This is a genomic window from Myxosarcina sp. GI1(2024), from assembly GCF_053543375.1.
The window spans coordinates 19,229-41,643 of sequence record NZ_JBKGTY010000012.1 but is presented as its reverse complement, the minus strand read 5'-3'; the positions used below and the strand labels follow the sequence as shown (position 1 = coordinate 41,643).

The window sequence follows — 22,415 nt, the reverse complement described above, 5'->3', positions numbered from 1 at the left end:
AAATTGATTGAGTAACAACAAAACAAATGGCATTAAGTTTGAAAGTCATTACCCCAGATAAAATAGTCTGGGACGATACAGTTGAAGAAATTGTTTTACCTAGTACTACTGGACAATTAGGAATTTTATCGGGTCACGCGCCTCTGTTAACTGCTTTAGATATTGGTGTAATGCGAGTGCGTCCTACTAAAGAGTGGAGCAATATTGCCCTGACGGGAGGTTTCGCTGAAGTAGATAACGATCGCATCAAAGTTTTGGTTAACGGTGCGGAAATGGGAGAGAACATCGATAAAGAAGCCGCCCGTAACGAGTACCAACAGGCTCAGTCTAAAGCACAAGAATTAAGTAGTAGCGACGATCGCGCTGCTAAACTACAAGCTGAGAGAGCTTTAAGAAGAGCGCGAGCGCGCTTTCAGGCAGCGGGAGGTATGGTTCAATAGTTGCTAAAAAAAATAGGGCAGATCTCAAATTAATGTTAATCTGTCCTATTTTCCTTACTTTCTTCTAACTAAAAATTTTAATTAAGTTACTTTGCCGTAACACTAATTAGTTCCACTAAATACGACATCGGGAAACTTAGTCTGTGCTTGAGACATGGGTGTGGTTTTACCCCGCTCTTGCCAAAAATTAATTACCTCTGTAGCTTTGTTGAGGATTTGAATTCGTTCTGCTTCTTCAATCCAATGCTTTGCTTCTAATTCGTCTTTTAGTTGTTGCCATGCATCATTGCGCGGCCAGAAAAAGTAAGCAGTTAAAGGACTGGTGCCTTTACCTACTACTTGGTCTACTGCAATGGCAACATCTTTATCTAACCAAAGAACTTTTAAGGTAAATCTTGACTCCAATTACGCCTCCAAATTTAACTCTAAATCAATAAATTTATGTTTCAAATCGCGATCGCCAATTGCTTTCCCTGAAGCCATGCGGTGTGCGATAATATTCCATCTTTTATCTTACCTCATGAAAACAGACAAATTAACCGCAATAGTAATCTTTGATATTGATGGTGTAATTAGAGATGTCAGTAATTCCTATCGTAGAGCGATCGCCGATACGGTAGAGTATTTTACTGACAGCGCTTGGCGACCCACTTTAGATGACATTGACGTATTAAAATCAGAAGGGATTTGGAATAATGACTGGAAAGCCTCTCAAGAACTAATTTATCGCTATTTTGAAGGTTTGGGTAAATCGAGAAGCGATTTAAATCTCAATTATTCAGCAATTGTCGATTTTTTTCAGGGACGCTATCGCGGTAAAAATTCAAAGCATTTTGATGGTTATATTACCCAAGAACCCTTGTTAGTATCGGTGGATTACCTGAGGCGATTGAGCGAGCGCCAAATCGGTTGGGGTTTTTTTAGCGGTGCCACTAGAGGTTCGGCAGAATATGTCCTCAAGCAGCGTTTGGGTTTAACCGATCCAGTTTTAATTGCCATGGAAGATGCTCCAGGCAAACCCGATCCTACAGGCTTATTTGCTACAGTTGCCCAAATCGCCCCTAATTCTAACTGTTCCGTATTTTATCTCGGCGATACGGTAGCGGATATGTATACTATAGTTCGCGCTAGAGAAGTCAACACCCAACTTCAATGGATCGGAGTTGGTATCTTACCGCCTCACGTCCAATCAACCCAGAGCAAAAAGGCGAGCTATACAGATAAGCTATTAGCAGCTGGTGCTACTCGGGTATTTAATAATGTAGAAGAATTAGATGTTAGGGCGATCGAGCAGTTGATAAAGTAATCTCAACGAGAATTGTGTAGTAATTGTAATGATTTTAGAGAAACTTTGCTCTCTAGTTCACTGTATTAAAAATTCCATGATGCTTATCTAACCGTTCGTCTGTTGAGTAGGATTTTAGTTAGCGTGGATAGCGTAGCATGGGAAAAATAGTTGGTGACTTTCCAGCTTGAATTTTACCAATTGCCTCAAACCCATGCCGCTCGTAGAATGGAATATTTTTCAGATTAGAAGATTCGAGATAAGCGATTGTATTATTGCGATCGCATTTTTTCAGGATATGCTCAATCAACCTCGAACCGTATCCTTTTTTTTGTTGAGTCGTTTCTACACCCAGTATCGCTAAGTACCAATAAGGCTCATGGGGATGGTAATTGTCTAACTGCTCAAAAACTGCAAACACTTCTTCTTGCTGCTATTGAGATATTGTTTGCTGTAACAATGCAGCTAATGCATTATCGTCAGGCTTACTCTGAGGAGAATACCAAAAAGCAGCCCCAGAATACCCCTCAGTATAGTATATAGTTTTTTCTTTTAATGCTCGATCGCCAATTGTCCTTACAAAATTGGGGAAATGTTTGAAGTATTGGTAAGTTGCAAGATACAACCAACGTACTACTGGGTCGGTACTAAATGCAAGTAAGATTGATTCGATTATTCGTTCTATATCGTCTTTTGCTGCAGTCTTTATCGCTGGTGTTGCCATAATTTCCCTTCACCCATTCTCACCAAGAATCGAGCGGTACCAACGCGCTGGTACTTAATAATAATATATATATACGTTAAATATGTAAACAAATAAACTGTTTTTATGTGAAGTTAAAAATAACAGGTAATTAGAGACTAGGAAATTTCAAAACCTAGCGGTAGTGTTACCTTCAGAGAAGACAGTTTACATATCAGATAAGTAATATGACCAAGATCGCACGAATTATTGCCCAGGAATTTTCACTTCCCCCGAGTAACATTAACAACGCTTTAGAACTTTGGCAGGAGGGGGGAACGATTCCATTTATCGCTCGCTATCGCAAAGAACGTACGGGTTCCCTAGATGAAGTTCGGTTGCGGGAAATTTTTGAACGCTATACTTATCTCGAAGAATTAACCAAGCGTAAGAAAGCAATACTTGAAGCGATCGCTTCACAAAACAAATTAACTAAAGAACTACAGGCTAAAATTGAGTCTTGTCTCAGTAAAACCGAATTAGAAGATCTTTATTTACCCTATAAACCCAAACGGCGTACCAAAGCGACGGCAGCGAGAGAAAAGGGTTTAGAACCTCTGGCAGAATGGATCGAGTCTCTAAATGAGTCTGGAGTTAAAGCAGAATTAATTAAAGAAGCAGAAAAATATCTCAACCCAGAGCAAGGCGTAAATACGGCAGAAGAAGCATTAAATGGTGCGGCAGACATCTTAGCGGAAATTGTTGCGGAAAAAGCAGAAATTAGGGCTTATTTGCGAAAATACCTCCTAAAAAACGGAATTTTTACTGCTAGCATCAAAGACGACTATCCCGAAGGCAGCACCAAGTATGAAATGTATCGAGAATATCGCTATAGCGTTAATAAAATTCCACCCCACAATATTTTGGCACTGTATCGCGGCGAAGCAGATGGAGTTTTAAAGGTAGATCTTGCTTTTGAAGAGTCGGAAGTAATGTCTTATTTAGAACGGCAGGTAATTAAAACTAAAGTAAGAGAAATACGGGATTTTTATCGGGTGATGCTAGAAGATGCCTTTAATCGGTTGCTCGAACCCGCTTTAATTAGAGAAGTGAAAAGCGATCGCAAAGATTATGCCGACTTAGAATCGATTCAAACCTTTGAGGCTAACCTGCGTAATTTGTTACTGGCACCACCTGCGGGAAGAAAACCCACGCTGGCGATCGATCCTGGTTTTCGTACTGGTTGTAAAGTAGCGGTGCTGTCCGATACGGGAAAGTTTTTAGAGAATAAAACCATTTATCCCCATTCGGGAGATAAACAAAGACAAGAAGCAGAGAGAATAATTAAAAAATTAATTAGTAGATATAAGATCGAATTAATTGCGATCGGTAACGGTACTGCTTCTAGAGAAACCGATCGCTTTATTGCCGACGTTTTGAAAACAATTAATCCCAAACCGATAAAGGTAATAGTCAATGAATCTGGCGCATCGATTTATTCTGCTAGTGAAGTAGCCAGAAGCGAATTTCCAGAACTCGATCTTACCGTAAGAGGAGCAATTAGTATCGGTAGGAGATTGCAAGATCCTCTGGCAGAACTGGTAAAAATCGATCCCAAATCTATCGGCGTGGGACAGTATCAGCACGATGTCGATGGAAAGTTACTCCAGCAAAAGTTAAGCGAAACTGTAGAAAGCTGCGTTAACTACGTGGGAGTGGATTTAAATACTGCATCTTCCCAATTGCTGACTTATGTATCGGGAATTTCCAGTGCGATCGCCAATAACATCGTTAGCTATCGTAACGAACGAGGCGCATTTAAAAATCGTCGCCAATCGTTAGAGGTTGCCAAGCTAGGCAAAAAAACTTACCAACAAGCGGCGGGTTTCTTACGGATCCGCGATGGCGAAAATCCTCTAGACAATACCGCAGTGCATCCAGAAAGTTATGGAGTAGTCAAGAACATGGCGGCTGCTTTACAAGTTCCGCTAGCAAAAATTATTCAAGTAGGCGATCGCTTAAAAACTTTAGACTTAAACCAGTTTGTTACTGAAGATACTGGTATACCGACTCTTGAGGATGCGATCGCCGAACTCGCTAAACCAGGTAGAGATCCCAGACAACAATTTCAATATGCCACCTTTGCCGAGGGAATTAATGAGATTGAAGATTTGGCGGAAGGGATGATTTTAGAAGGAGTGGTGACTAACGTAGTTAACTTTGGCGCGTTTGTAGATGTTGGCGTACACCAAGATGGCTTAATCCATATTTCCCAAATGAGCGATCGCTTCGTTTCCGATCCCAATCAAATTGTTAAAGTCGGAGAGATAGTTAAAGTCAAAGTTTTGGAAGTTAACCAAAAGTTAAAACGGATTAGTTTATCGCTTAAAATTTGAGAACCAAGCGATCGCTCTTCTAAACTACCGCATAGTCACAAATTCTTCAGCAGAACTCGGATGGATACCGACAGTAGCATCAAAATCAGCTTTACTAGCACCCATTTTCACGGCGATCGCCACTCCCTGAATGATTTCTGCTGCATCGTCTCCTACCATGTGCGCCCCTAAAACTTTATCGCTATTAGTATCTACAATTAACTTCATTAAAGTTTTTTCCTGAATATTCGGCAGAGTATAGTACATGGGGCGGAATTTGCTGCGATAGACTTTAACCCCATCGCCATATTTTTCTCTCGCCTCCTCCTCTGTCAAACCTACCGTAGCTGCTTCTGGACTAGAGAAAACTGCAGTAGGAATGTTGTCATAGGACATTTGACGAGATTGTCCTCCAAAATGACTATCGGCAAAAGCCCTACCTTCTTGAATGGCAACAGGAGTAAGATTGATGCGATCGGTACAGTCCCCTACTGCATAAATGTGTGACTCTCTGGTTTGACTGTAGGGATCGACTACTATTGCATCATTAGCTACTTCTACCTGAGTATTTTCTAATCCTAAGTTGGCGATATTAGGTATTCTACCAGTAGCAGCAAGACTGACTACGTCGGTAACGATGGTTTCTTCTTCTTCACCATAGATTTTAAAGTTAATTCCTCCATCACCATCTTCAATAGCAATTTTGGGTTTGTTAGTCAAAATGCGGATCCCGTGTCGGCGCATTCCTTCTTGAACTTCATCCCGCAAATCTTCGTCAAAACCGCGCAAGATTTTATCGCCGCGAATCACTTGGGTTACTTCGGTTCCCATACCGTTAAGAATGCAGGCAAATTCTACACCAATGTAGCCACCACCGATAATTACCATACGTTTGGGCTGTTCTTTGAGGTGAAAAATATCATCGGAGGTAATGGCGCGATCGATCCCTGGAATTTCACTAGGTTTGATGGGATGTCCCCCGACTGCAATTAAAATCTTGTCGGCAGTAACTTTTTCATCGCCGATCGCGATCGTATGAGAATCAACAAACTTACCACGACCTTCGTATACTTTGACATTAGAACTATCCAACATCCGCTGATAGATGCCGTTAAGTCTAGTTACTTCGTTGTTTACCGCCGTTATCATTTTTTCCCAATTAAAGCTGGTTTCCCCAACACTCCAGCCATAACCCCGAGCTTCTACAAAATGGTTGGGAAAATGAGAAGCATAAACCATCAGCTTTTTGGGAACACAACCGCGATTGACGCAAGTTCCACCAAGGCGATCGTACTCTACGATACCGACTTTAGCTCCATACTCAGCGGCGCGTCTGGCGGTAGCGATACCTCCCGAACCCGCACCGATTACAAATAAATCGAAATCATAACTCATTGATTTAAACCCGTTTATTTTTATCTTAAATTAATTACCAAGTCGCATCCGCGCACTATTTAGAAACAGAAATAGGGAACAGAATTGAAATTTAATTTTTTCGCTTCTATTCCCCACTAACTCAAATCTGCAAACAGAGGCAATTGACTGCTAATAGCACCGAGCGACAACAATCTATCATCTAATTAACAATAAGCTAGCAACGCTTGGTAACGAGCGGCTTAATCCTATTTATTTTTTAACCAAGTGTGCTTCTAAGAACCAAAGACGCTTATCGATAGTACGGGAAATCTCCGTATATAAATCGGCTGTATCGGCATCGTTGTATTCTTCACTAGTGCCAATTGCATCTCGTAAATGTTTGGCATAGGCGGAGTAGCGATCGGCTAAAGCGGTAACGTGTTCGACTCCTGTAACGGCATCTAGATCGTATTCTGGCAAGATCGAGTTCGAAGCAGCAATTCGTACCGTACCCGTTGCAGTACCTGCTAGAGCCGTGACTCTTTCTGCTACCATGTCGGTGTATTCTTCAAGCTCGGTTGCCATTTCGTCAAACAGTTCGTGAAGCTGGTAGAAGTCCATGCCTTTGACATTCCAGTGTGCCTGTTTGGTTTGGGTTTTTAAGTCCAAAGTAGCAGCTAGAGTTTGATTCAATAGTTTGACTAGTTCGACGCGATCGCCTTCTGGAAGGTCGATACGAGTTGGATAGAGTTTGGGTTTAGAAGCTGTAGAAACCATATTGTTCTCCTTTGTTGTTGATTTAACATCTATACAATTAGAATAACGAGCATCTAATTAGCTAAAAGCAAGATCTAAAAACATCATGGCGACAAAGCCGCTCATAATTCCTAAAGTGCCTTCTTGAGCGATACTTTCGCGGTTGATTTCAGGAATAATTTCATCGACGATGACAAACAACATTGCCCCCGCCGCGATCGCCATTGCCCAGGGTAAAAACGATTGACTAAAATTAACAATGGTAGCACCGAACAAACCGCCAATCGGTTCTACTAGACCAGTTAAAACTGAAATACCCAAAGCGTAGGAAATTGAATACTCTAATTCCCTCAGTGCTAGTGCCACGATCGCTCCTTCAGGCATATTTTGCAAGCCAATACCAATTGTTAAAGGTAAGCCGTGACCGATATTGCCATCTCCAAATCCTACTCCTACTGCCAAACCTTCAGGAAAATTGTGGATGGTAATTGCCAAGACGAATAACCAAATACGCTGGAAGTTGACAGTAATTTTGCCTTCTTTTCCTTTAATAAAATGTTCGTGGGGAAAATTTTCGTGCATCAGCCACAAGAGTAACCCACCTATTGCCATGCCCAGACTGATAACTAAAGCCGAACTCGATTGCGAATAACCAATGGCGATCGCGGCTTCCGTTCCGGGAACGATTAACGAAAATGCTGTTGCTGCTAGCATCACTCCACCACCAATTCCCAGTAAAATTCCCTGCCACTGTTTGTCAATTTTGGTAGTAAACAGAATCGTTAGAGCACCTATTGCCGTACCCATACCTGCGATTAAACTAGCAATAAAACCTAAATAAATCGTTCCCATAACTTTACTCGATCTGGGGACGCTGGTTTGACGCCCCCAATTATTCTAGAAATAAACCGAGGTTATTTCCCTTCTCCTTTCAAGTATTGCAGCATGGTATCGGCATCGGAAACTTCGAAAGGATCGGTAGGACAGTTATCGCCAAAATCTGGTTCGATAAACATTTTCTCGATCTTCATGTCGTTGACTAACATCGAGTAACGCCAAGAACGTAAGCCAAAGCCGAGGTTATCTTTGCTGACTAACATTCCCATTTTACGGGTAAACTCACCAGTACCATCGGGAAGCATAAAGACTTTTTCTATTCCTTGTGCCTTAGCCCACTGGAACATAACGAAGGCATCATTGACCGAAAGACAGATGACTTCGTCTACGCCTTGAGCTTTAATTTCGTCGTATAGTTCCTCATATCTAGGTAAATGAGTAGAAGAACAGGTGGGAGTAAAAGCACCGGGAAGGGCGAATAGAACGATTTTTTTGCCTTTGAAGATTTCTTCTGTGGTCATATCTTGCCAGCGATACGGATTTGGTCCTTCTACGGATTCGTCGCGGACTCTGGTTTTGAAGACTACGTTTGGTACTATATCTCTCATGGTTACTAAAATTAGCTATTAGTTATCTCGTACTCATTATGAGTTTTACCAGTTAAATCATACTCGTAATGATTATGAGTTGTCAAGGAAAAAGTTCTCGAATTTGGTATGAACAGCGCGAACCAAGTTGTCGTCATCGGCTGCGGTATAGTTGGAGCGACTATCGCCTACCAACTGAGCTTAAAAGCAGGATTACAGATAACGGTCATCGACAAAAATTTACCAGCATCTGGTTCGACGGGGGCAGCATTAGGAGTTCTAATGGGTGCCATTAGCCGCAAAACTAAAGGTCGGGCGTGGCAGCTGAGAGCGACCAGTTTAAAACGATATCAGACTTTAATCCCCGAACTAAAAGCGAAAACAGGATCGAGTATTGCCGTCAATCATCAGGGGATACTCAAGCTCTTATTTGACGGCGATCGCTTGGAGCGATGGCAGGAACTGCAGGCATTGCGCCGTTCCCAAGGCTGGGAATTAGAATTGGGCGATCGCTTCTATGTCGAACGTCATTGTCCCCACCTGGTTAACAACAGCATCATTGGGGCAGTATACTCCCCTCAAGATCTTCAGATAAATCCCGCCCAGCTTACTCAGGCATTAGTGACAGCAGGGAGGCTAAACGGCGTAGATTTTCGCTTCGGAGTCGAGTGTGAGAATTTTATTACTAGTAGAAAAGACGATAGTAATTTACTAAATTGCGATCGCCTACAAACTAATCTGGGGGAACTCAAAACCGACTGGCTGATTATCTCTGCGGGACTGGGTTCGACACCTTTGACGGCAAACCTACAGGCAACTATTCCCATTCGTCCCGTATTGGGACAGGCAGTAAGACTGAAACTGAATAAGAGCTTGAGTAGAGCGGACTTTCAGCCCGTAATTACTGGAGATGACGTTCACTTAGTACCGTTGGAAAACCAAGAATACTGGTTGGGAGCGACGGTAGAATTTCCACCAGCAACCGGAGAACCAGTTGCCGAGGTTACAATGTTAGAGGAAGTAATTGCTAAAGCGATCGCCTTTTGTCCGGCTTTAGCTGATGCCCAAATTCTAGAAACCTGGTCTGGCAAACGCCCTCGCCCCGAAGGAATATCCGCTCCAATTATCGATCGACTACCAAATTATGGTAACGTACTACTGGCTACGGGGCACTACCGCAACGGTGTATTGCTAGCTCCTGCAACCGCTTTGGCGATCGAGCAATTTATGAATCTTAGGGTAACGGTCTAAAAATCTTTTTAAAATTATTTATATAAAACTACCTTTTAATTTGACTTCCATAGGATAATAAAAAACCATCGATTTATTTTTATCACTCAAAAATCTGCCGAAGCTTCTTTTGGCAGCATTATCACTCTCGAGCGAATTTCAAGCAATTATTTAAGTTTCGACTAAAGGAGAACATATTGGTTAGTACAGCTTCTTTTAAAACTACTAAATCAGAACAAATTTTTACTGCGGCTCAAAAATTAATGCCTGGTGGGGTTAGCTCTCCCGTGCGTGCCTTTAAGTCTGTGGGCGGACAACCCATTGTCTTCGATCGCGTCAAAGGTGCCTATATTTGGGATGTAGACGGCAATAAATATATCGATTATGTTGGCACTTGGGGACCGGCAATTTGCGGTCACGCTCATCCTGAAGTCATTCAAGCCCTTCACCAAGCTTTAGAAAAGGGTACTAGCTTTGGTGCACCCTCATTACAAGAAAATGTCTTAGCAGAAATGGTAATCGATGCCGTTCCCAGTATCGAAATCGTCCGTTTCGTCAATTCGGGTACTGAAGCCTGTATGTCAGTGCTGCGTCTGATGCGTGCCTTCACCGGCAGAGATAAAATTGTCAAATTTGAAGGTTGCTATCACGGTCACGCTGATATGTTTCTGGTTAAAGCTGGTTCCGGCGTAGCTACATTAGGATTGCCCGATTCTCCAGGCGTACCCAAATCAGCAACTAACAATACTCTAACTGCTCCCTATAACGATCTCGAAGCGGTTAAAAAACTGTTTGCCCAACACTCTAAGGAAATTGCAGGAGTAATTTTAGAACCCGTAGTAGGCAACTCAGGCTTTGTAACTCCCGATGCTGGTTTCTTAGAAGGCTTGCGAGAAATCACCAAAGAACACAGTGCACTGTTGGTGTTTGACGAAGTAATGACTGGTTTTCGCATTGCCTACGGTGGTGCTCAAGAAAAATTTGGCGTAACTCCCGATTTGACTACTCTGGGTAAAGTAATTGGTGGCGGTTTGCCCGTAGGTGCTTATGGCGGACGCGCCGATATCATGTCGATGGTGGCACCTGCAGGACCGATGTATCAAGCAGGAACTCTTTCTGGCAATCCTCTGGCAATGACGGCAGGAATTAAAACTCTAGAATTGCTTCAAAAACCAGGCACTTACGCACAACTAGATCGCATTACTAAAAAATTGTCTGAAGGTTTACTTAACGCCGCTAGAGAAACAGGTCATCAGGTAACTGGAGGTAGTATTAGCGCGATGTTTGGGATGTTCTTTACTGGCGATCCCGTTCATAATTATGATGATGCCAAAAAATCCGATATGAAAAAATTTGCTAGCTTCCATCGGGGAATGTTAGAAAAAGGCATCTATCTCGCTCCTTCTCAATTTGAAGCTGGATTTACTTCTCTAGCTCATACAGAAGAAGACATCGAACAAACTGTAGCTGCGGCAAAAGAAGTTCTTAGCAATCTTTAAATTGCCATTGCCGAACAGTAACCAGTAAATTAATTTACTGGTTACTGTTAAGATCGAATTTCTTCAGATAGATAGCGGTACACTTATACTGACAATCAATGCTCCAATTGGATTAAAATTTTGGGACAATCCAGGTGATATTGTTAACCGTTCTATTTTTGATGACAATACTAATTTTGAAGAATTAAGTAACTCCTAACCACCAACGGCAGTTGCTATCCTACTAGCAAATTTTCTTCAGGATAATGGACGGTACTAGGAGGAGAATCGCCAATAATTGCCGCAATCAGAATTAAAATGCTAACTCTTCCGGCATACATTGCAAAAACTAAAATTAATTTGGATATAGTCGATAAACCGGCAGTTATTCCTGTAGACAAACCCACCGTAGCAAAAGCTGAAATCACCTCAAATAAAATTTGCAAAAAGAAGAAGGCAGGATCGAACCAGGAAATTAAAATAGTCGCCAGCACGATTGAAGTTCCCGTGCCAAAAACTACGGCGATAGCTTTTAAAATTAGAGTGTTAGGAACTTCTCTTTGATACAAGACGACCTGATTTTTACCGCGCAATACCGACTTGGTAGAGTTATAGAGAATGCGTAAAGTAGTAGTTTTAATTCCACCGCCAGTACCGCTAGGGCTGGCACCAATAAACATTAAGCCCATGGTAATAAATAAACCTGCCGCCGTCATTTCGTTAATATCAATAGTATTAAAGCCAGCGGTTCTTGTCGTCACCGATTGAAACCAGGCAGCCATGAGTTTAGCACCAAAAGGTGAGCCTTGTAGGGTTTGAGAATTTTGAAATTCGGTCAAGAAAAAAGCAACAGTTCCGAGCGATAACAGAAGTATCGTCGTGCTGGTAACTACTTTAAAGTTTAATGAAAAGCAAAATCGTCTCGGTTTGCGCTGCGCGAGATTGAGTATCCATGAATACAGCTCGACAATTACCTGATAGCCAATGCCGCCAAAAATGATTAAACCAGAAATAATTAAATTTAACGTCCAAGCACCGCGATAGCCGATTAAACTATCAGAAAACAAACTAAAGCCGGCATTATTCCAAGCACTGATACTGTGAAAAATTGACAGCCACAAACCCTTGCTCAAGCCGAACTCAGTGGCAAATATTCCCATTAATAAGAAAATTCCGGTAATTTCAAAAATCATCGTTGTGGCAATAATCGAGCGCACTAAATTAGTACTACCCTGTAAAAACGGGCGATCGAATGATTCTTGAATGGCAAATTTTTGTCTGAGATCGAATTTTCTGCCCAATAACAAAATTAAAAATGTGGTGCTCATCATGTAGCCCAAACCACCCACCTGAATGAGCAAGAGAATAATTAGCTGTCCCCAAAAGGAAAAATACTCGCCAGTATCTACTACCACTAAACCAGTAACGCACACGGCAGAGGTAGAAGTAAACAAGGCGACAATCGGATTATTCCAAGTACTATCAGCAGTAGCCAAAGGCAAGGATAATAATATAGTTCCGAGGGTAACTAGAGCCAGAAACCCAATGCAGATAGTGCGAGCGACAGTCATAATCGAAGACAGTAACCAATGTCTAATCTCTATTGTTGGAGCATAACTCAATTAGAACCAGTTTTGTCGGCATTCTCGATTATCTCTTCAACTAACTGTTGCCATTCATCAGAGACGCTCAGAGAATTAGCATCGAATTCTACTCCCCAGCGCTTAGAAAATCTGGCAAAACTCTCAATCCAGTTAACCACAGTTGCCATTGCCGAACTAGAACGATAAGTCCAAGCCTGTTTCAAATATGTCATGGCTTCGGCTCGAAGTCCCCTGGAATCTAGATACCACGCCGCCCAAATTAAAATGCGATCGCGAACCGTGTTGGCTTTCGCTTTGACTAGTGGCGGCAAATCCGAGCAACAAAAAAAACGATCTATTACTGCTGACAAAGATTCGGCTAATTGTAAACTTTCCTCTGTTGCCAGCTCGTTCTGCCTGCCCACGGTTACCTGACGTAACCAAGCGGTACGACAGCCTTTAAGAGCTAGTTTGAGAACTAAATCCCAGGCTTCAGCACCCCGAAAACCGAGAGCAAAGCCGCCAACATACTGCAGCCACTCGCGGCGAAACATCATAGTACTAAGGGTAATAAATTCTCTGTCGAGCCAAGATTCTAGGTTTAATTCGGGTAGACTCTCCCAAGGACAAATTTCGAGACGCTGTCGTTCGTCATCGCCTATTCTCTGCCATCCACTGTCAACCATGCCGAGCTCATTTCTCTGAACGAAAATTGCTGCTTGAGAAGCTAGCTTGTCGGGCAAAAAATAATCATCTGCTAGCAAAAAAGTCACTAAATCTCCCTCTGCCAGGCTAATTCCATGATTTAGTGCTGCTGCTAATTCTCGTTTTTGTTGCTGGAAATGCTGGAGATGCTGAGTGTAGGTTGCTAAAATTTCCAGAGTGCGATCGCTAGAACCGCAGTCGATAACTATAATCTCAAAGCGGACGTTTTCTTGTTGTAAGACACTTTCTAAAGTCCGTTCGATAAAGCGATCGCAATTATACGTGGGAATAATTACGCTAATGGTAGGTTCGACATCAGCAAAACCCATAAAAGTGGTTCGAGGTCTAATTCTAATTTGGCTTCAGTCTATTATAAATCTCCTGCCTATGAGGAGTCTTGCTGACAACTAAAGCAGCTCGAACAATCGGCTGGAAAATTCTGCTCAGACCGGAGTATTAAAATGTATGAATATACTCTAGCTGGAATTATTTTCTTTGGCGTTGACTATGAAAATGCAAGACGAACTTTTTATCGAACAGATCGAGTCTTACTCAGCCAAAGAGGAATGGAGTAACGTCGTTGCCGCTTGTACTCAGGCAATCGAGGCAGGAACAATCGGAGAGAAAGTTTACCCTTTTTTAGCTAAAGCCTATGCTCGCCAAGGTAAGTTGAACGAAGCAATTGCTACCTATCATCAAATACTCGATGCCGAAGTTGAGGAAGCCGAAATCCATGGCGAATTAGGTTTGTTATATAGTAGAAAGCACCAGCTTCAGGAAGCGGTTCGGCATTACCAGGAAGGGTTAGCTTTAAAACCCGATTGGACGCAACTACAATTTAACTTGGCCGTAGTTTTTCATCAGCTAGAAAACTGGCAAATGGCGGTAGCTGCCTATCAAAAGACTATAGAACTCGACCCTAATTATGCCCCAGCTTATTTCAACTTAGGACTAGTCTATCAGAGACAGCATAATTTAGCAGCGGCAGCGGAAAACTATCGACAGGCGATATCCCTGCAGCCAGATCGGGTGAGAAATTACAGTAATTTGGGTAAGGTTCTCTTCCAACAGCAGCGAGTTGCTGAGGCAATCGCCGCCTTCGAAGCGGGCTTGAAACTCGATCCTACTGATGCTAGTTTGCACGAGGCTTTGGGTTTAACTTACTGGTGGGATGGACAGCTAGAACTGGCTATTTCCAGCTTTGAATATGCGATCGCCGTCGCACCGGAAATGGCGGTAGCGCATCATAATTTGGGTAAGTTGTGGCAACAACAGGGAGATTATCCTGCTGCGATTGCCTGTTTTCGTAAGGTTATCGAATTAGAACCCCAGAATGTCTCAGCCTATAGTCACTGTGCCCATGCCTTACAACAAGTCGGACGACTCCAAGAAGCAATCGACTGTTGGCATCGAGTAGTCACTCTCAAGCCCACCGCGATCGATGCTTATATTCGACAGGGTATAGCTCTACAGCCTCGTGATTTGCCGACAATGGCAAAGTCATCCTGCGCTCGCTTTCTAGCAGTTTTACAGCAAAAATCGAACTACACCGAAATCTATCATTACCTTTGGCAGACCTATTGGCATTTAGGAGATATTTGGTTCGAGCGTGGTGAAATCGAGCGAGCCACAATGTATTACCAACAAGCTTTAGAAATTAAAACCGACAAACCAGAACTATATTTGCGTTTGGGAAACTGTTTGACGAGACAGGAAAGGCTGGATGCAGCTATAGCTATTTACCGGGCGGGTTCACTCTTTGAAGGCGATCGTCGCGAGCTGAGCGTTCAATTAAGCAAAGTTATTCGTCAGAAAAGTTCCCTACAGCTTTTTCCCGTAGACCAAAGTCTAGCCTGGTTGCCTCAAACAGTCTATTACCACACCCAAGATTGGGTTAGAGATAGTCAATTAGATAATTTTGATTACGCTACCATAGATTGGGAAGACACGTCGTCTCAAGCTCGAATAATGGGAAAAAGAGAGCCAGAGCCAATCTCATCTTTCGATTCTCAAGAATATCGAGAACGCGGTACCCCCAAACAACGAGCCGATTGGCTTGTTTCGGGTTTGGATACCAGTTCTGTCGCCTCTGAGGAACAGCTGGTGTCAAATACCGATCCTCTCCCTAATGTGGAGTTGACAGATTTCCCGAAACCTTCCTTTGCAGTTTCCAAAGAAACCCCCAGAACTACTAAGCTTCCTCCCAAGTCTCTATTTCCTCAGATAACCAGCACTTACGGTTATGACGGAGATAGCTATAGGAACGAATTAGTTAGCTACTTTACTGCCAAACAGCTAGATCGAAATGCTTATCAGTGTTGTTTCGCTCGCTCTGTGCCCATAAATCCTCTGACCCCTTTTGTGGTTACCATTCCCAACGGTAGAATCTGGATTGCACCTCAAAAAAGTTCCTGGCAAATTTGTCATGCTCTAGCGGTTATCACTCCTGATGGTTATTTACTTAAGGACTTATCCTATCACTATCGTTGGTTTTTACCGATATCTCCCAATGAAACAAGCAACATTCGCCATGCTTTATTTCGTCTAGAGGAAATTCCGCCAGCCGCCAAAATTAAGGGCAGAGTTGCTATTTTATCGGGATTAGCAGGTCATACTTACGAGCGTTGGATGTTAGATATTTTACCTCGAGTCGAATTAATTCGACGTGGCGGTATTGAATTAAACTCAATTGATTGGTTTGTCGTAAATAATATCAATCGACCATTTCAAAAAGAAACTTTGGCACTGCTAAAAATTCCCCCAACCAAAACTTTATCGAGCGATCGCTATTCTCACATTACAGCTACAGAATTAATCGTAGCTTCTCTGCCTGGATATTTAGATTGGATATCTTCGGGAACGATTGAATTTCTGCGAGCAACTTTTTTAGCTCAAAGTAGCTTATCCCCGGAGCAATACGCTGCAAGAATTTATCTCAGTAGCGCGCGGGCTAGTGAGAGAAGGGTAATTAATGAATCCGAAGTGGTTGAATTATTAGAGCGATACGGTTTCCAAACGGTATTTTTAGAAGAAATGCCCGTCGTCGAGCAGGTAGGCTTGTTTGCCAAAGCTGAAATAATTGTCGCTCCTCATGGTTCGGGGATGGCTAACTTAGCTTTTTGCAAACCCAACACTACAATTATCGAACTTTTTTCTCCTAACTATGTCAGGACTGACTACTGGGCAATTTCTCGCCAACTACGATTACAACATTACTATCTTATCGGCGATCGCTTCGATTGCGACCACTTACGCTATTTAATGTATCAAAGTTCCGGGGCAGAAGATATTTTAGTCGAGCTGAAATCTTTAGAGCTAATTTTAAATACAGTCCAAAACCAGTAGTTGGTATGAAAGACATTTTAGACAACGATCGACCATTGAATTATATTGGAGAAAAGATCTATAAAAACTGCTTTCGATCGTCCGTAACATCTGAATTGAATTTGGGCTCGCCAAGTCCCATCTGCAAATTGGCGAGTGCTCCTTACCCTATGACTAATCTCTAATCGATCTTTTATTTGTGGTGTCTAGTTATTTAAAACAAGCGATATTGGAGTGTGAACGGGCTATAGAAACCAAACTAGTCCAGCCTCAAGTTTGGCAAACTGCTTTTAAAAATTTGGGCAATGTTCTTCAAGGTATGGGGCAGTTTGATGCAGCCATCTGTTGGCATTCTTTCGCTTTGGAAGAGCAACTCGATCTAGGAGAAGTCTACTATGAATTAGGACAACTCTATCTATTTATCGAGTACGCCGATGCTGCCTTAAAGTCTTTTGAAAATGCTTTAAAATATCGACCTGATTCAGTGCGAATTCTGTCGAGTTTGGCTCGAGTTTACGCCCAGTTAGATCGCAAAGATGCCGAAGTGATGACTTGGTATCGAACGATCGAAATTAGACCCGATTTTGTCAACCCCAGTGGCTATTACAAACTGGGTAGAGCATTACAAGAAAAAGATTGGCAAAAAGCAGTGAACTGTTATCAACAGGCGCTGTCAGATAAAAAATTCTTTATTCTGGCAAGTTACGAACTAGCAAGGATTTATTGGCAACAGAACGAGTTAGAAAAGGCAAAATCTTATTACCAGCAGATTTTGGCGATGGATTCGACTCAAGCTGAAGCACAATATCAACTAGGAACGATTTATCTGCAGCAGCAATGTTTGACTGAGGCGATTGAATATTTTCAACAAACAATTGACAATGCACCAGAATTTCCTGGAGTACATTACGATTTAGTCAAAACTTATTTGAGGCTGCAACGATGGGACGAAGCGATCGCTACTTGTCATGCAATTATTAATTTACTCGAGCCATATCCTTGGGTTTACTCGTTTTTAGGCACTGCTTTAAGGGCAAAAGGCAATCATGCTGATGCCGCAGCCAATTTTCAACGAGCCTGCCAGGGTAGAGGCTGGGATGAATGCCTTACCAACGATTATTTCTTTAGCGTTGATACTTTTAGCGAGCGAATTCCGGTCTGGAAAACTCAGCTTCAGCCGCTTTTAACGGGAAAAAAGCAGATTGCTCTATTAGAAATTGGTACCTATCAGGGAATGTCTGCCTGTTGGCTATTAGATAAAGTACTCGTTAAACCTAAAGACCGCCTAACCTGTATTGAGGAAACTTGCGATCGCCTGTTAGTTGAAAATATAGCTAAAACTGGCTCGCAGCATAAAGTAACCATATTAGAAGGAGATATTTCTTCACAAATAGCATCTCTTCAACCTGAAAGTTTTGACTTAATTAATTTTCAAGATCGACATAAGCTAGCAGATAGTATAGAACGAAATGCAATTTTAGCTTGGAAGCTACTCAAATCGGGAGGAATATTTATTTTTAATGACTATGGCTGGGCTAACTCAGCATACCCTCAACTCAATCCCACCGAGGGAATCGAGCGGTTTTTAATTGCCACGAAAGAGCGATGGAAATCGATCCATCATGCTGCTACGACTTTCCAACTGATAATTCGCAAACTGTAGTTAACTCTCCTCATGCTTGCTACATTGGCGAAAAAGCGATCTCGATCGAGGAATTTCAGCTAAAGTTCCAATAAAAACAAGCTAATTTGACCAACACTCAGAGCAGGCTGCTCTGACTCCGCAATCGAAGAATCTGCACATGATTCTTGCCCTCAGCTTGTATTGGTTTAATTCTTGTCTACTGTAGAAGATAATTCAATTGCTCTCTAGTAACAGTAGTAACTAAATTCGATTGAATATTCGAAGCAATGCGATCGCGCAGCACGATACTTGTCTGTTACAGTCAATTAAAAAATTCCAATTTTTTTCGCTCGAGCTAGAAGCGATCGCCCCTTTAAGAATGTTGCAAATATTCTAATGGGATCTATAAAATAATTGATGAACCTACTGACCGTTATTAAAGTTGCTCTAGCAAGTTTTTACTTATTATTCTAAAAACTAGATTAACGACTTATTCAGTCATGCCAATTCTTGTTTAAACGACAGCGAATAAAGTAATCAGTGTCAACAGGCAAACTCCTCCTAGTAATAATGCGACGATTAATTGGTAAGGAGCGTGATTAGTTTGCTCTAAATATTGGTTTACTCTTCGATCTTTTTTTTCGGGATGCCAAATCATGCCTTTCATAATTTTCACCTCTGCTAAATAAAATCTACACAATCTATTTAAGATGTCATTTACTTTAACTGTAAGATATATAATTGGTTGACTAACTCGCTCTCTGAATTTTGTTGACAAAATTATAATTATCTCAAACTTAAGAATTAAAAAGTCAAAAAACTTTAGTTAATTTTTTTTAAAGACTTTGCCGCTTACCCTATTTAAGTTTAGTAGTTTGATTTTTGTAAGTAGTAAGTTTTAATACTAAACCAAACTATTATGTAGAGTGAGTTATTCAAAATACAATCAAAAATGACGTTGCTGATTAGGTAATAGTATCTGGTTTCAATGGCATCTATAATTCATATTTTTCGTAGACAATCAAAGCTAAATCATTACGTATTCAGCAAAGCCTCAAAAATAAAATAATTAATCATAGCTCGGTGTTAAAAATATAATTTAGTAGTCAGAATAAAGCTATTTTAATTAACAATCCCAGTAAAGCAAAAATTACTTAAACTTTTCTTGCCTAAATACTCGCTCGGGATTACTTTATGTTTCATTTAATTAAGAAACATTACTATATGAGTTCAAACTTCAAGACCCTCACAATTTTCTCAAAGTTATTACTTACTCTTTAGAATAAGTAGCTTAACTTAACAGGCAATTGATAGATTTACGTTTATGCTAAACATCAATAGTTCGACTACGAGAAGACAACTGTTCTGGCAAAAACCAACTTTAGAAGTTAATGAGTTAAAAAGGCTGTTTGATGCTGGAGTGAGAAATTTTTCCCAAGCTGCTCTTCAAAACGCTAATCTTCAAAAGGCTGAACTGACTGGAATTAATTTGAGCGATGCCAATCTCTATCAAGCTAATCTGAAGAAAGCTCAACTCAATCTGGCTTTTTTGAACCATACCATTTTTTATGGTGCCGACCTACGAGATGCTAACTTGTATCGAGCGAGTTTAATCGAGGCAGATTTTTATAAAGCCAACCTCAGTAAGGCTGTGTTAAACCATGCTAATCTAAGTGGGGCAAATTTACAAAATGCCAATCTCTGTCGCACTCAGTTAATATGGGCAAACTTACGCGATGCTAACTTAAAAAATGCTCGGCTCGATGGCGCTAACCTAGAAGGTGCTAAGTTTTGTTGCACGATTATGCCTGATGGTAGTATCAGAAATGACGATTGTTCGTATTATCAATGCTCGCTTACTAAGCAATCCCAATTTACAACATATCGAAATAGATAGTGCAGGCATAATTCGAACTGTTACTTCTTTAGAATTAGAAACTACTCGAAAAACTACTTCAGAGCAGCTAATCGATCTAGCTGGAGATTGGTTGACTTTAGGAGGAATCGATCTCCAAATTAATGGTGGATTGGGTTTAGCTTTCCCCGACTTAGAAGTTAGAGATCTCGATCGTTTAGAGAAAATTTGTGACTTTTTATGGTTGCAAGGAATAGATGGATTTCTGCCGACAATCGTTACCACTTCAGTAGAAAAAATACAGCGATCGCTATTAGCCATAGCACGGTTTATCGAACTACAAACAACGAGGCTAAGTACGGCTAGAGTTTTAGGAGTACATCTAGAAGGACCATTTCTCAACCATCAAAAGCGCGGCGCACATCCAGCCCAATATTTACTACCGTTAACCATTGAAAATGTTAAGCAAGTCCTGGGAGATTACAGTCAGATAGTCAAAATTATCACCCTCGCTCCAGAATTGGCTGATGACGACCAGGCGATCGACTATCTAGTAAGCAAAGGCATTACAATAAGTTTGGGACATTCTCTCGCAACGGCAGAGCGGGCAAAAGTAGCCTTTGACAGAGGAGCGACGATGGTAACCCATGCCTTTAATGCCATGCCTAGTTTGCATCATCGCCAGCCAGGACTGTTGGCAGAAGCAATCATCAATCCCAAGGTATTCTGTGGCTTAATTGCCGATGGCAATCATGTCTGTCCAACAATGTTAAAAATTCTGTTTAGGGCGAGTAATAATCTCGGTATCTTTTTGGTTAGTGACGCATTGGCACCTATAGGTTTACCCGACGGAATTTATCCCTGGGATGAACGGGAAATCGAGGTAATTGAAGGTACTGCCAAACTAAGAGATGGAACTCTAGCAGGAACTACTTTACCTTTGTTGGTAGGGGTAAAAAATTTAGCCCAATGGGATGTTTGCAATCTAGAGACCGCGATCGCTACAGCTACAGAATTTCCCAGAAAAGCGATCGGTTTACCGTGTCTTGCTGTCGGACAACCCGCCAACTTGCTACGCTGGCATTGGGAGGAAGCCAAACAGAATTTAACTTGGTCGAGATTGGGTTGAGAACTAAATAAATTTGCCACTAATTATCCCCGTAAAGTGCCAAAGTCAGCTGCTGAAATCGGTGATTGCTCGAGCATTCTTCAATTATCTTCTGGCAGAAAGTAAGCAGCTTCAAGCAGCTTGTTTGAGTAAGCTTGCCAAAGTTTAGATAGACTTTAAGTTAATCTAAATGCGCGCAATTGTATTATAGCTGACTCAAAATGATAAGTGATTCATCATCTCCAAGTTTATTCCATAACAGAACTGCTGTCTTGGCGACTATGCATCAAAAGGAACGGGTCATCGCTCCAATCTTAGAACCCAATCTGGGAATAGAAATTGTCGTACCTCAAGGAATAAATACCGACGATTTTGGCACTTTTACCCGGGATATCAAGCGTCCTGGAGAGCAACTGTATACAGCCAGACTCAAAGCGGAAAAAGCAATGAGTTTGACTGGATTAGCCCTCGGGTTTGCAAGTGAGGGAAGTTTTGGTCCTCACCCATCACTTCCCTTCCTAGTCTGCGATCGCGAAATTGTCTTGTTGCGCGATTGCAGTCATGACTTAGAAATTATCGGTCAAGCAATTTCGACAGAAACAAACTATTGCCATCAGGAGATATCAAGTCTCGAAGCAGCTCTAGTCTTTGCTGAGAAGATTGGCTTTCCCGAGCATGGTTTAGTGGCAATGCCCGAGGCACAAACAGTTGAATCGTCTTTCATTTTTAAAGGCATCACTAAAGAAGCTCAACTAGAAGAAGCAGTGACCTGGCTATTGAAAAAATTTGGACGGGTACACCTAGAAACTGATATGAGAGCCATGTATAATCCAACGCGGATGAAGGTAATCGCTCAAGCCACTAACGATCTTATCGACAGGAGCGCTCAATGCTGTCCTCAGTGTAGCTGTCCGGGCTTTGTTGCTGTCGAACACAAAGCTGGATTACCCTGTGCCTGGTGTCGATTTCCTACCAATTTGACTCTGGAAGTTATCTATCGTTGCCAAAAATGTAACTTTAAAAGTGTAACTTTTTTCCCAGATGGGCAAGAGTTAGCCTCTCCCGGAAAGTGTTTGCGCTGCAATCCTTAAGGGATGCAAAGGAGACAGAAGCGTTCAAAAAGTAGATAGTTTTCGTTTTCTGATGCCAATGTTAAAGTTGTGACGGAACACACTTAAATGTTTGAGTTT

The 22,415-nt window shown here is 41.7% G+C and carries 21 protein-coding genes; 11 read left to right on the top strand and 10 right to left on the bottom strand.

Annotation, left to right across the window (positions count from 1 at the left end):
* The first annotated feature begins 26 nt into the window (after positions 1–26).
* Positions 27–440, top strand: coding sequence for an ATP synthase F1 subunit epsilon (gene atpC, locus ACLFKQ_RS27090; RefSeq protein ID WP_449002762.1), 414 nt, complete (start codon positions 27–29; stop codon positions 438–440).
* A 102-nt stretch (positions 441–542) separates the two neighbouring features.
* On the opposite strand, the gene ACLFKQ_RS27085 is transcribed toward atpC, so the two are convergent.
* Positions 543–845 carry a 30S ribosomal protein PSRP-3 gene (locus ACLFKQ_RS27085; protein ID WP_449002761.1) on the bottom strand — a complete coding sequence of 101 codons (303 nt, stop codon included), beginning with the start codon at positions 843–845 and terminating at the stop codon, positions 543–545.
* A gap of 115 nt (positions 846–960) precedes the next feature.
* Here ACLFKQ_RS27085 and ACLFKQ_RS27080 point away from each other — a divergent pair, with 115 nt between their 5' ends.
* A complete protein-coding gene (locus ACLFKQ_RS27080; protein WP_449002760.1) occupies positions 961–1,746 on the top strand; it encodes a TIGR01548 family HAD-type hydrolase in 786 nt (261 codons plus the stop codon).
* 118 nt (positions 1,747–1,864) lie between these two features.
* Here ACLFKQ_RS27080 and ACLFKQ_RS27075 read toward each other — a convergent pair whose 3' ends face one another.
* Both ACLFKQ_RS27075 and ACLFKQ_RS27070 read right to left on the bottom strand, forming a co-directional pair.
* The gene (locus tag ACLFKQ_RS27075) at positions 1,865–2,146 is read right to left on the bottom strand and encodes a GNAT family N-acetyltransferase (RefSeq protein ID WP_449002759.1); all 282 of its coding nucleotides are present in this window, start codon (positions 2,144–2,146) and stop codon (positions 1,865–1,867) included.
* 12 nt (positions 2,147–2,158) lie between these two features.
* Positions 2,159–2,449: a hypothetical protein gene (locus tag ACLFKQ_RS27070; protein WP_449002758.1), complete on the bottom strand. Its 291-nt coding sequence runs from the start codon at positions 2,447–2,449 to the stop codon at positions 2,159–2,161.
* Positions 2,450–2,655: 206 nt separating this feature from the next.
* Between ACLFKQ_RS27070 and ACLFKQ_RS27065 the strand changes: the two genes are divergently transcribed.
* On the top strand, positions 2,656–4,803 hold the full coding sequence (locus ACLFKQ_RS27065; protein ID WP_449002757.1) for a Tex family protein: 2,148 nt from the start codon (positions 2,656–2,658) through the stop codon (positions 4,801–4,803).
* Positions 4,804–4,827: 24 nt separating this feature from the next.
* Here the strand turns inward: ACLFKQ_RS27065 and gor are convergent, their stop codons facing one another.
* From gor to ACLFKQ_RS27045, 4 genes are all read right to left on the bottom strand, one after another.
* Positions 4,828–6,177, bottom strand: a complete 1,350-nt coding sequence (gene gor / locus ACLFKQ_RS27060) for a glutathione-disulfide reductase (protein WP_449002756.1) — start codon at positions 6,175–6,177, stop codon at positions 4,828–4,830.
* Positions 6,178–6,408: 231 nt separating this feature from the next.
* Complete coding sequence (dps, locus tag ACLFKQ_RS27055; protein ID WP_449002755.1) at positions 6,409–6,915, bottom strand: DNA starvation/stationary phase protection protein Dps; 507 nt, start codon at positions 6,913–6,915, stop codon at positions 6,409–6,411.
* 57 nt (positions 6,916–6,972) lie between these two features.
* The gene (locus ACLFKQ_RS27050) at positions 6,973–7,746 is read right to left on the bottom strand and encodes a ZIP family metal transporter (protein WP_449002754.1); all 774 of its coding nucleotides are present in this window, start codon (positions 7,744–7,746) and stop codon (positions 6,973–6,975) included.
* A gap of 62 nt (positions 7,747–7,808) precedes the next feature.
* On the bottom strand, positions 7,809–8,339 hold the full coding sequence (locus ACLFKQ_RS27045) for a redoxin family protein (RefSeq protein WP_449002753.1): 531 nt from the start codon (positions 8,337–8,339) through the stop codon (positions 7,809–7,811).
* Positions 8,340–8,447: 108 nt separating this feature from the next.
* Here ACLFKQ_RS27045 and ACLFKQ_RS27040 point away from each other — a divergent pair, with 108 nt between their 5' ends.
* The gene (locus ACLFKQ_RS27040) at positions 8,448–9,569 is read left to right on the top strand and encodes an NAD(P)/FAD-dependent oxidoreductase (protein WP_449002752.1); all 1,122 of its coding nucleotides are present in this window, start codon (positions 8,448–8,450) and stop codon (positions 9,567–9,569) included.
* Between the two features lie 176 nt (positions 9,570–9,745).
* On the top strand, positions 9,746–11,047 hold the full coding sequence (gene hemL / locus ACLFKQ_RS27035) for a glutamate-1-semialdehyde 2,1-aminomutase (protein WP_449002751.1): 1,302 nt from the start codon (positions 9,746–9,748) through the stop codon (positions 11,045–11,047).
* A 215-nt stretch (positions 11,048–11,262) separates the two neighbouring features.
* Here hemL and ACLFKQ_RS27030 read toward each other — a convergent pair whose 3' ends face one another.
* Positions 11,263–12,597, bottom strand: coding sequence for a TrkH family potassium uptake protein (locus ACLFKQ_RS27030; RefSeq protein WP_449002750.1), 1,335 nt, complete (start codon positions 12,595–12,597; stop codon positions 11,263–11,265).
* Between the two features lie 47 nt (positions 12,598–12,644).
* Entirely contained in the window at positions 12,645–13,643 is a 999-nt protein-coding gene (locus tag ACLFKQ_RS27025; RefSeq protein ID WP_449002749.1) for a glycosyltransferase, read from the bottom strand.
* Between the two features lie 178 nt (positions 13,644–13,821).
* Here ACLFKQ_RS27025 and ACLFKQ_RS27020 point away from each other — a divergent pair, with 178 nt between their 5' ends.
* The 3 genes from ACLFKQ_RS27020 (at position 13,822) to ACLFKQ_RS27010 (ending at position 18,659) form a co-directional block, all read left to right on the top strand.
* Positions 13,822–16,659, top strand: a complete 2,838-nt coding sequence (locus ACLFKQ_RS27020) for a tetratricopeptide repeat protein (RefSeq protein ID WP_449002748.1) — start codon at positions 13,822–13,824, stop codon at positions 16,657–16,659.
* 181 nt (positions 16,660–16,840) lie between these two features.
* On the top strand, positions 16,841–18,301 hold the full coding sequence (locus tag ACLFKQ_RS27015) for a tetratricopeptide repeat protein (protein WP_449002747.1): 1,461 nt from the start codon (positions 16,841–16,843) through the stop codon (positions 18,299–18,301).
* 232 nt (positions 18,302–18,533) lie between these two features.
* Positions 18,534–18,659 carry a hypothetical protein gene (locus ACLFKQ_RS27010; RefSeq protein WP_449002746.1) on the top strand — a complete coding sequence of 42 codons (126 nt, stop codon included), beginning with the start codon at positions 18,534–18,536 and terminating at the stop codon, positions 18,657–18,659.
* A 117-nt stretch (positions 18,660–18,776) separates the two neighbouring features.
* Here the strand turns inward: ACLFKQ_RS27010 and ACLFKQ_RS27005 are convergent, their stop codons facing one another.
* Positions 18,777–18,929, bottom strand: coding sequence for a hypothetical protein (locus ACLFKQ_RS27005; protein ID WP_449002745.1), 153 nt, complete (start codon positions 18,927–18,929; stop codon positions 18,777–18,779).
* Between the two features lie 657 nt (positions 18,930–19,586).
* Between ACLFKQ_RS27005 and ACLFKQ_RS27000 the strand changes: the two genes are divergently transcribed.
* The 3 genes from ACLFKQ_RS27000 to ACLFKQ_RS26990 all read left to right on the top strand — a co-directional run bounded on the left by ACLFKQ_RS27000 (position 19,587) and on the right by ACLFKQ_RS26990 (position 22,316).
* On the top strand, positions 19,587–20,159 hold the full coding sequence (locus ACLFKQ_RS27000; RefSeq protein ID WP_449002744.1) for a pentapeptide repeat-containing protein: 573 nt from the start codon (positions 19,587–19,589) through the stop codon (positions 20,157–20,159).
* A complete protein-coding gene (gene nagA, locus ACLFKQ_RS26995; RefSeq protein ID WP_449002850.1) occupies positions 20,095–21,246 on the top strand; it encodes an N-acetylglucosamine-6-phosphate deacetylase in 1,152 nt (383 codons plus the stop codon). The genes ACLFKQ_RS27000 and nagA overlap by 65 nt, the downstream gene beginning before the upstream one ends.
* A gap of 260 nt (positions 21,247–21,506) precedes the next feature.
* Entirely contained in the window at positions 21,507–22,316 is an 810-nt protein-coding gene (locus ACLFKQ_RS26990; RefSeq protein ID WP_449002743.1) for a DUF6671 family protein, read from the top strand.
* Positions 22,317–22,415: the final 99 nt, after the last annotated feature.

Coding starts and splice junctions, on each gene's coding strand:
- ACLFKQ_RS27040 (WP_449002752.1), top strand. CDS start 8,448: ATGAACAGCGCGAACCAAGTTGTCGTCATCGGCTGCGGTATAGTTGGA.
- ACLFKQ_RS27050 (WP_449002754.1), bottom strand. CDS start 7,746: ATGGGAACGATTTATTTAGGTTTTATTGCTAGTTTAATCGCAGGTATG.
- gor (WP_449002756.1), bottom strand. CDS start 6,177: ATGAGTTATGATTTCGATTTATTTGTAATCGGTGCGGGTTCGGGAGGT.
- ACLFKQ_RS27020 (WP_449002748.1), top strand. CDS start 13,822: ATGAAAATGCAAGACGAACTTTTTATCGAACAGATCGAGTCTTACTCA.
- dps (WP_449002755.1), bottom strand. CDS start 6,915: ATGGTTTCTACAGCTTCTAAACCCAAACTCTATCCAACTCGTATCGAC.
- ACLFKQ_RS27000 (WP_449002744.1), top strand. CDS start 19,587: ATGCTAAACATCAATAGTTCGACTACGAGAAGACAACTGTTCTGGCAA.
- ACLFKQ_RS27025 (WP_449002749.1), bottom strand. CDS start 13,643: ATGGGTTTTGCTGATGTCGAACCTACCATTAGCGTAATTATTCCCACG.
- ACLFKQ_RS26990 (WP_449002743.1), top strand. CDS start 21,507: ATGCATCAAAAGGAACGGGTCATCGCTCCAATCTTAGAACCCAATCTG.
- ACLFKQ_RS27045 (WP_449002753.1), bottom strand. CDS start 8,339: ATGAGAGATATAGTACCAAACGTAGTCTTCAAAACCAGAGTCCGCGAC.
- ACLFKQ_RS27065 (WP_449002757.1), top strand. CDS start 2,656: ATGACCAAGATCGCACGAATTATTGCCCAGGAATTTTCACTTCCCCCG.
- ACLFKQ_RS27080 (WP_449002760.1), top strand. CDS start 961: ATGAAAACAGACAAATTAACCGCAATAGTAATCTTTGATATTGATGGT.
- atpC (WP_449002762.1), top strand. CDS start 27: ATGGCATTAAGTTTGAAAGTCATTACCCCAGATAAAATAGTCTGGGAC.
- ACLFKQ_RS27005 (WP_449002745.1), bottom strand. CDS start 18,929: ATGAAAGGCATGATTTGGCATCCCGAAAAAAAAGATCGAAGAGTAAAC.
- ACLFKQ_RS27030 (WP_449002750.1), bottom strand. CDS start 12,597: ATGACTGTCGCTCGCACTATCTGCATTGGGTTTCTGGCTCTAGTTACC.
- ACLFKQ_RS27070 (WP_449002758.1), bottom strand. CDS start 2,449: ATGGCAACACCAGCGATAAAGACTGCAGCAAAAGACGATATAGAACGA.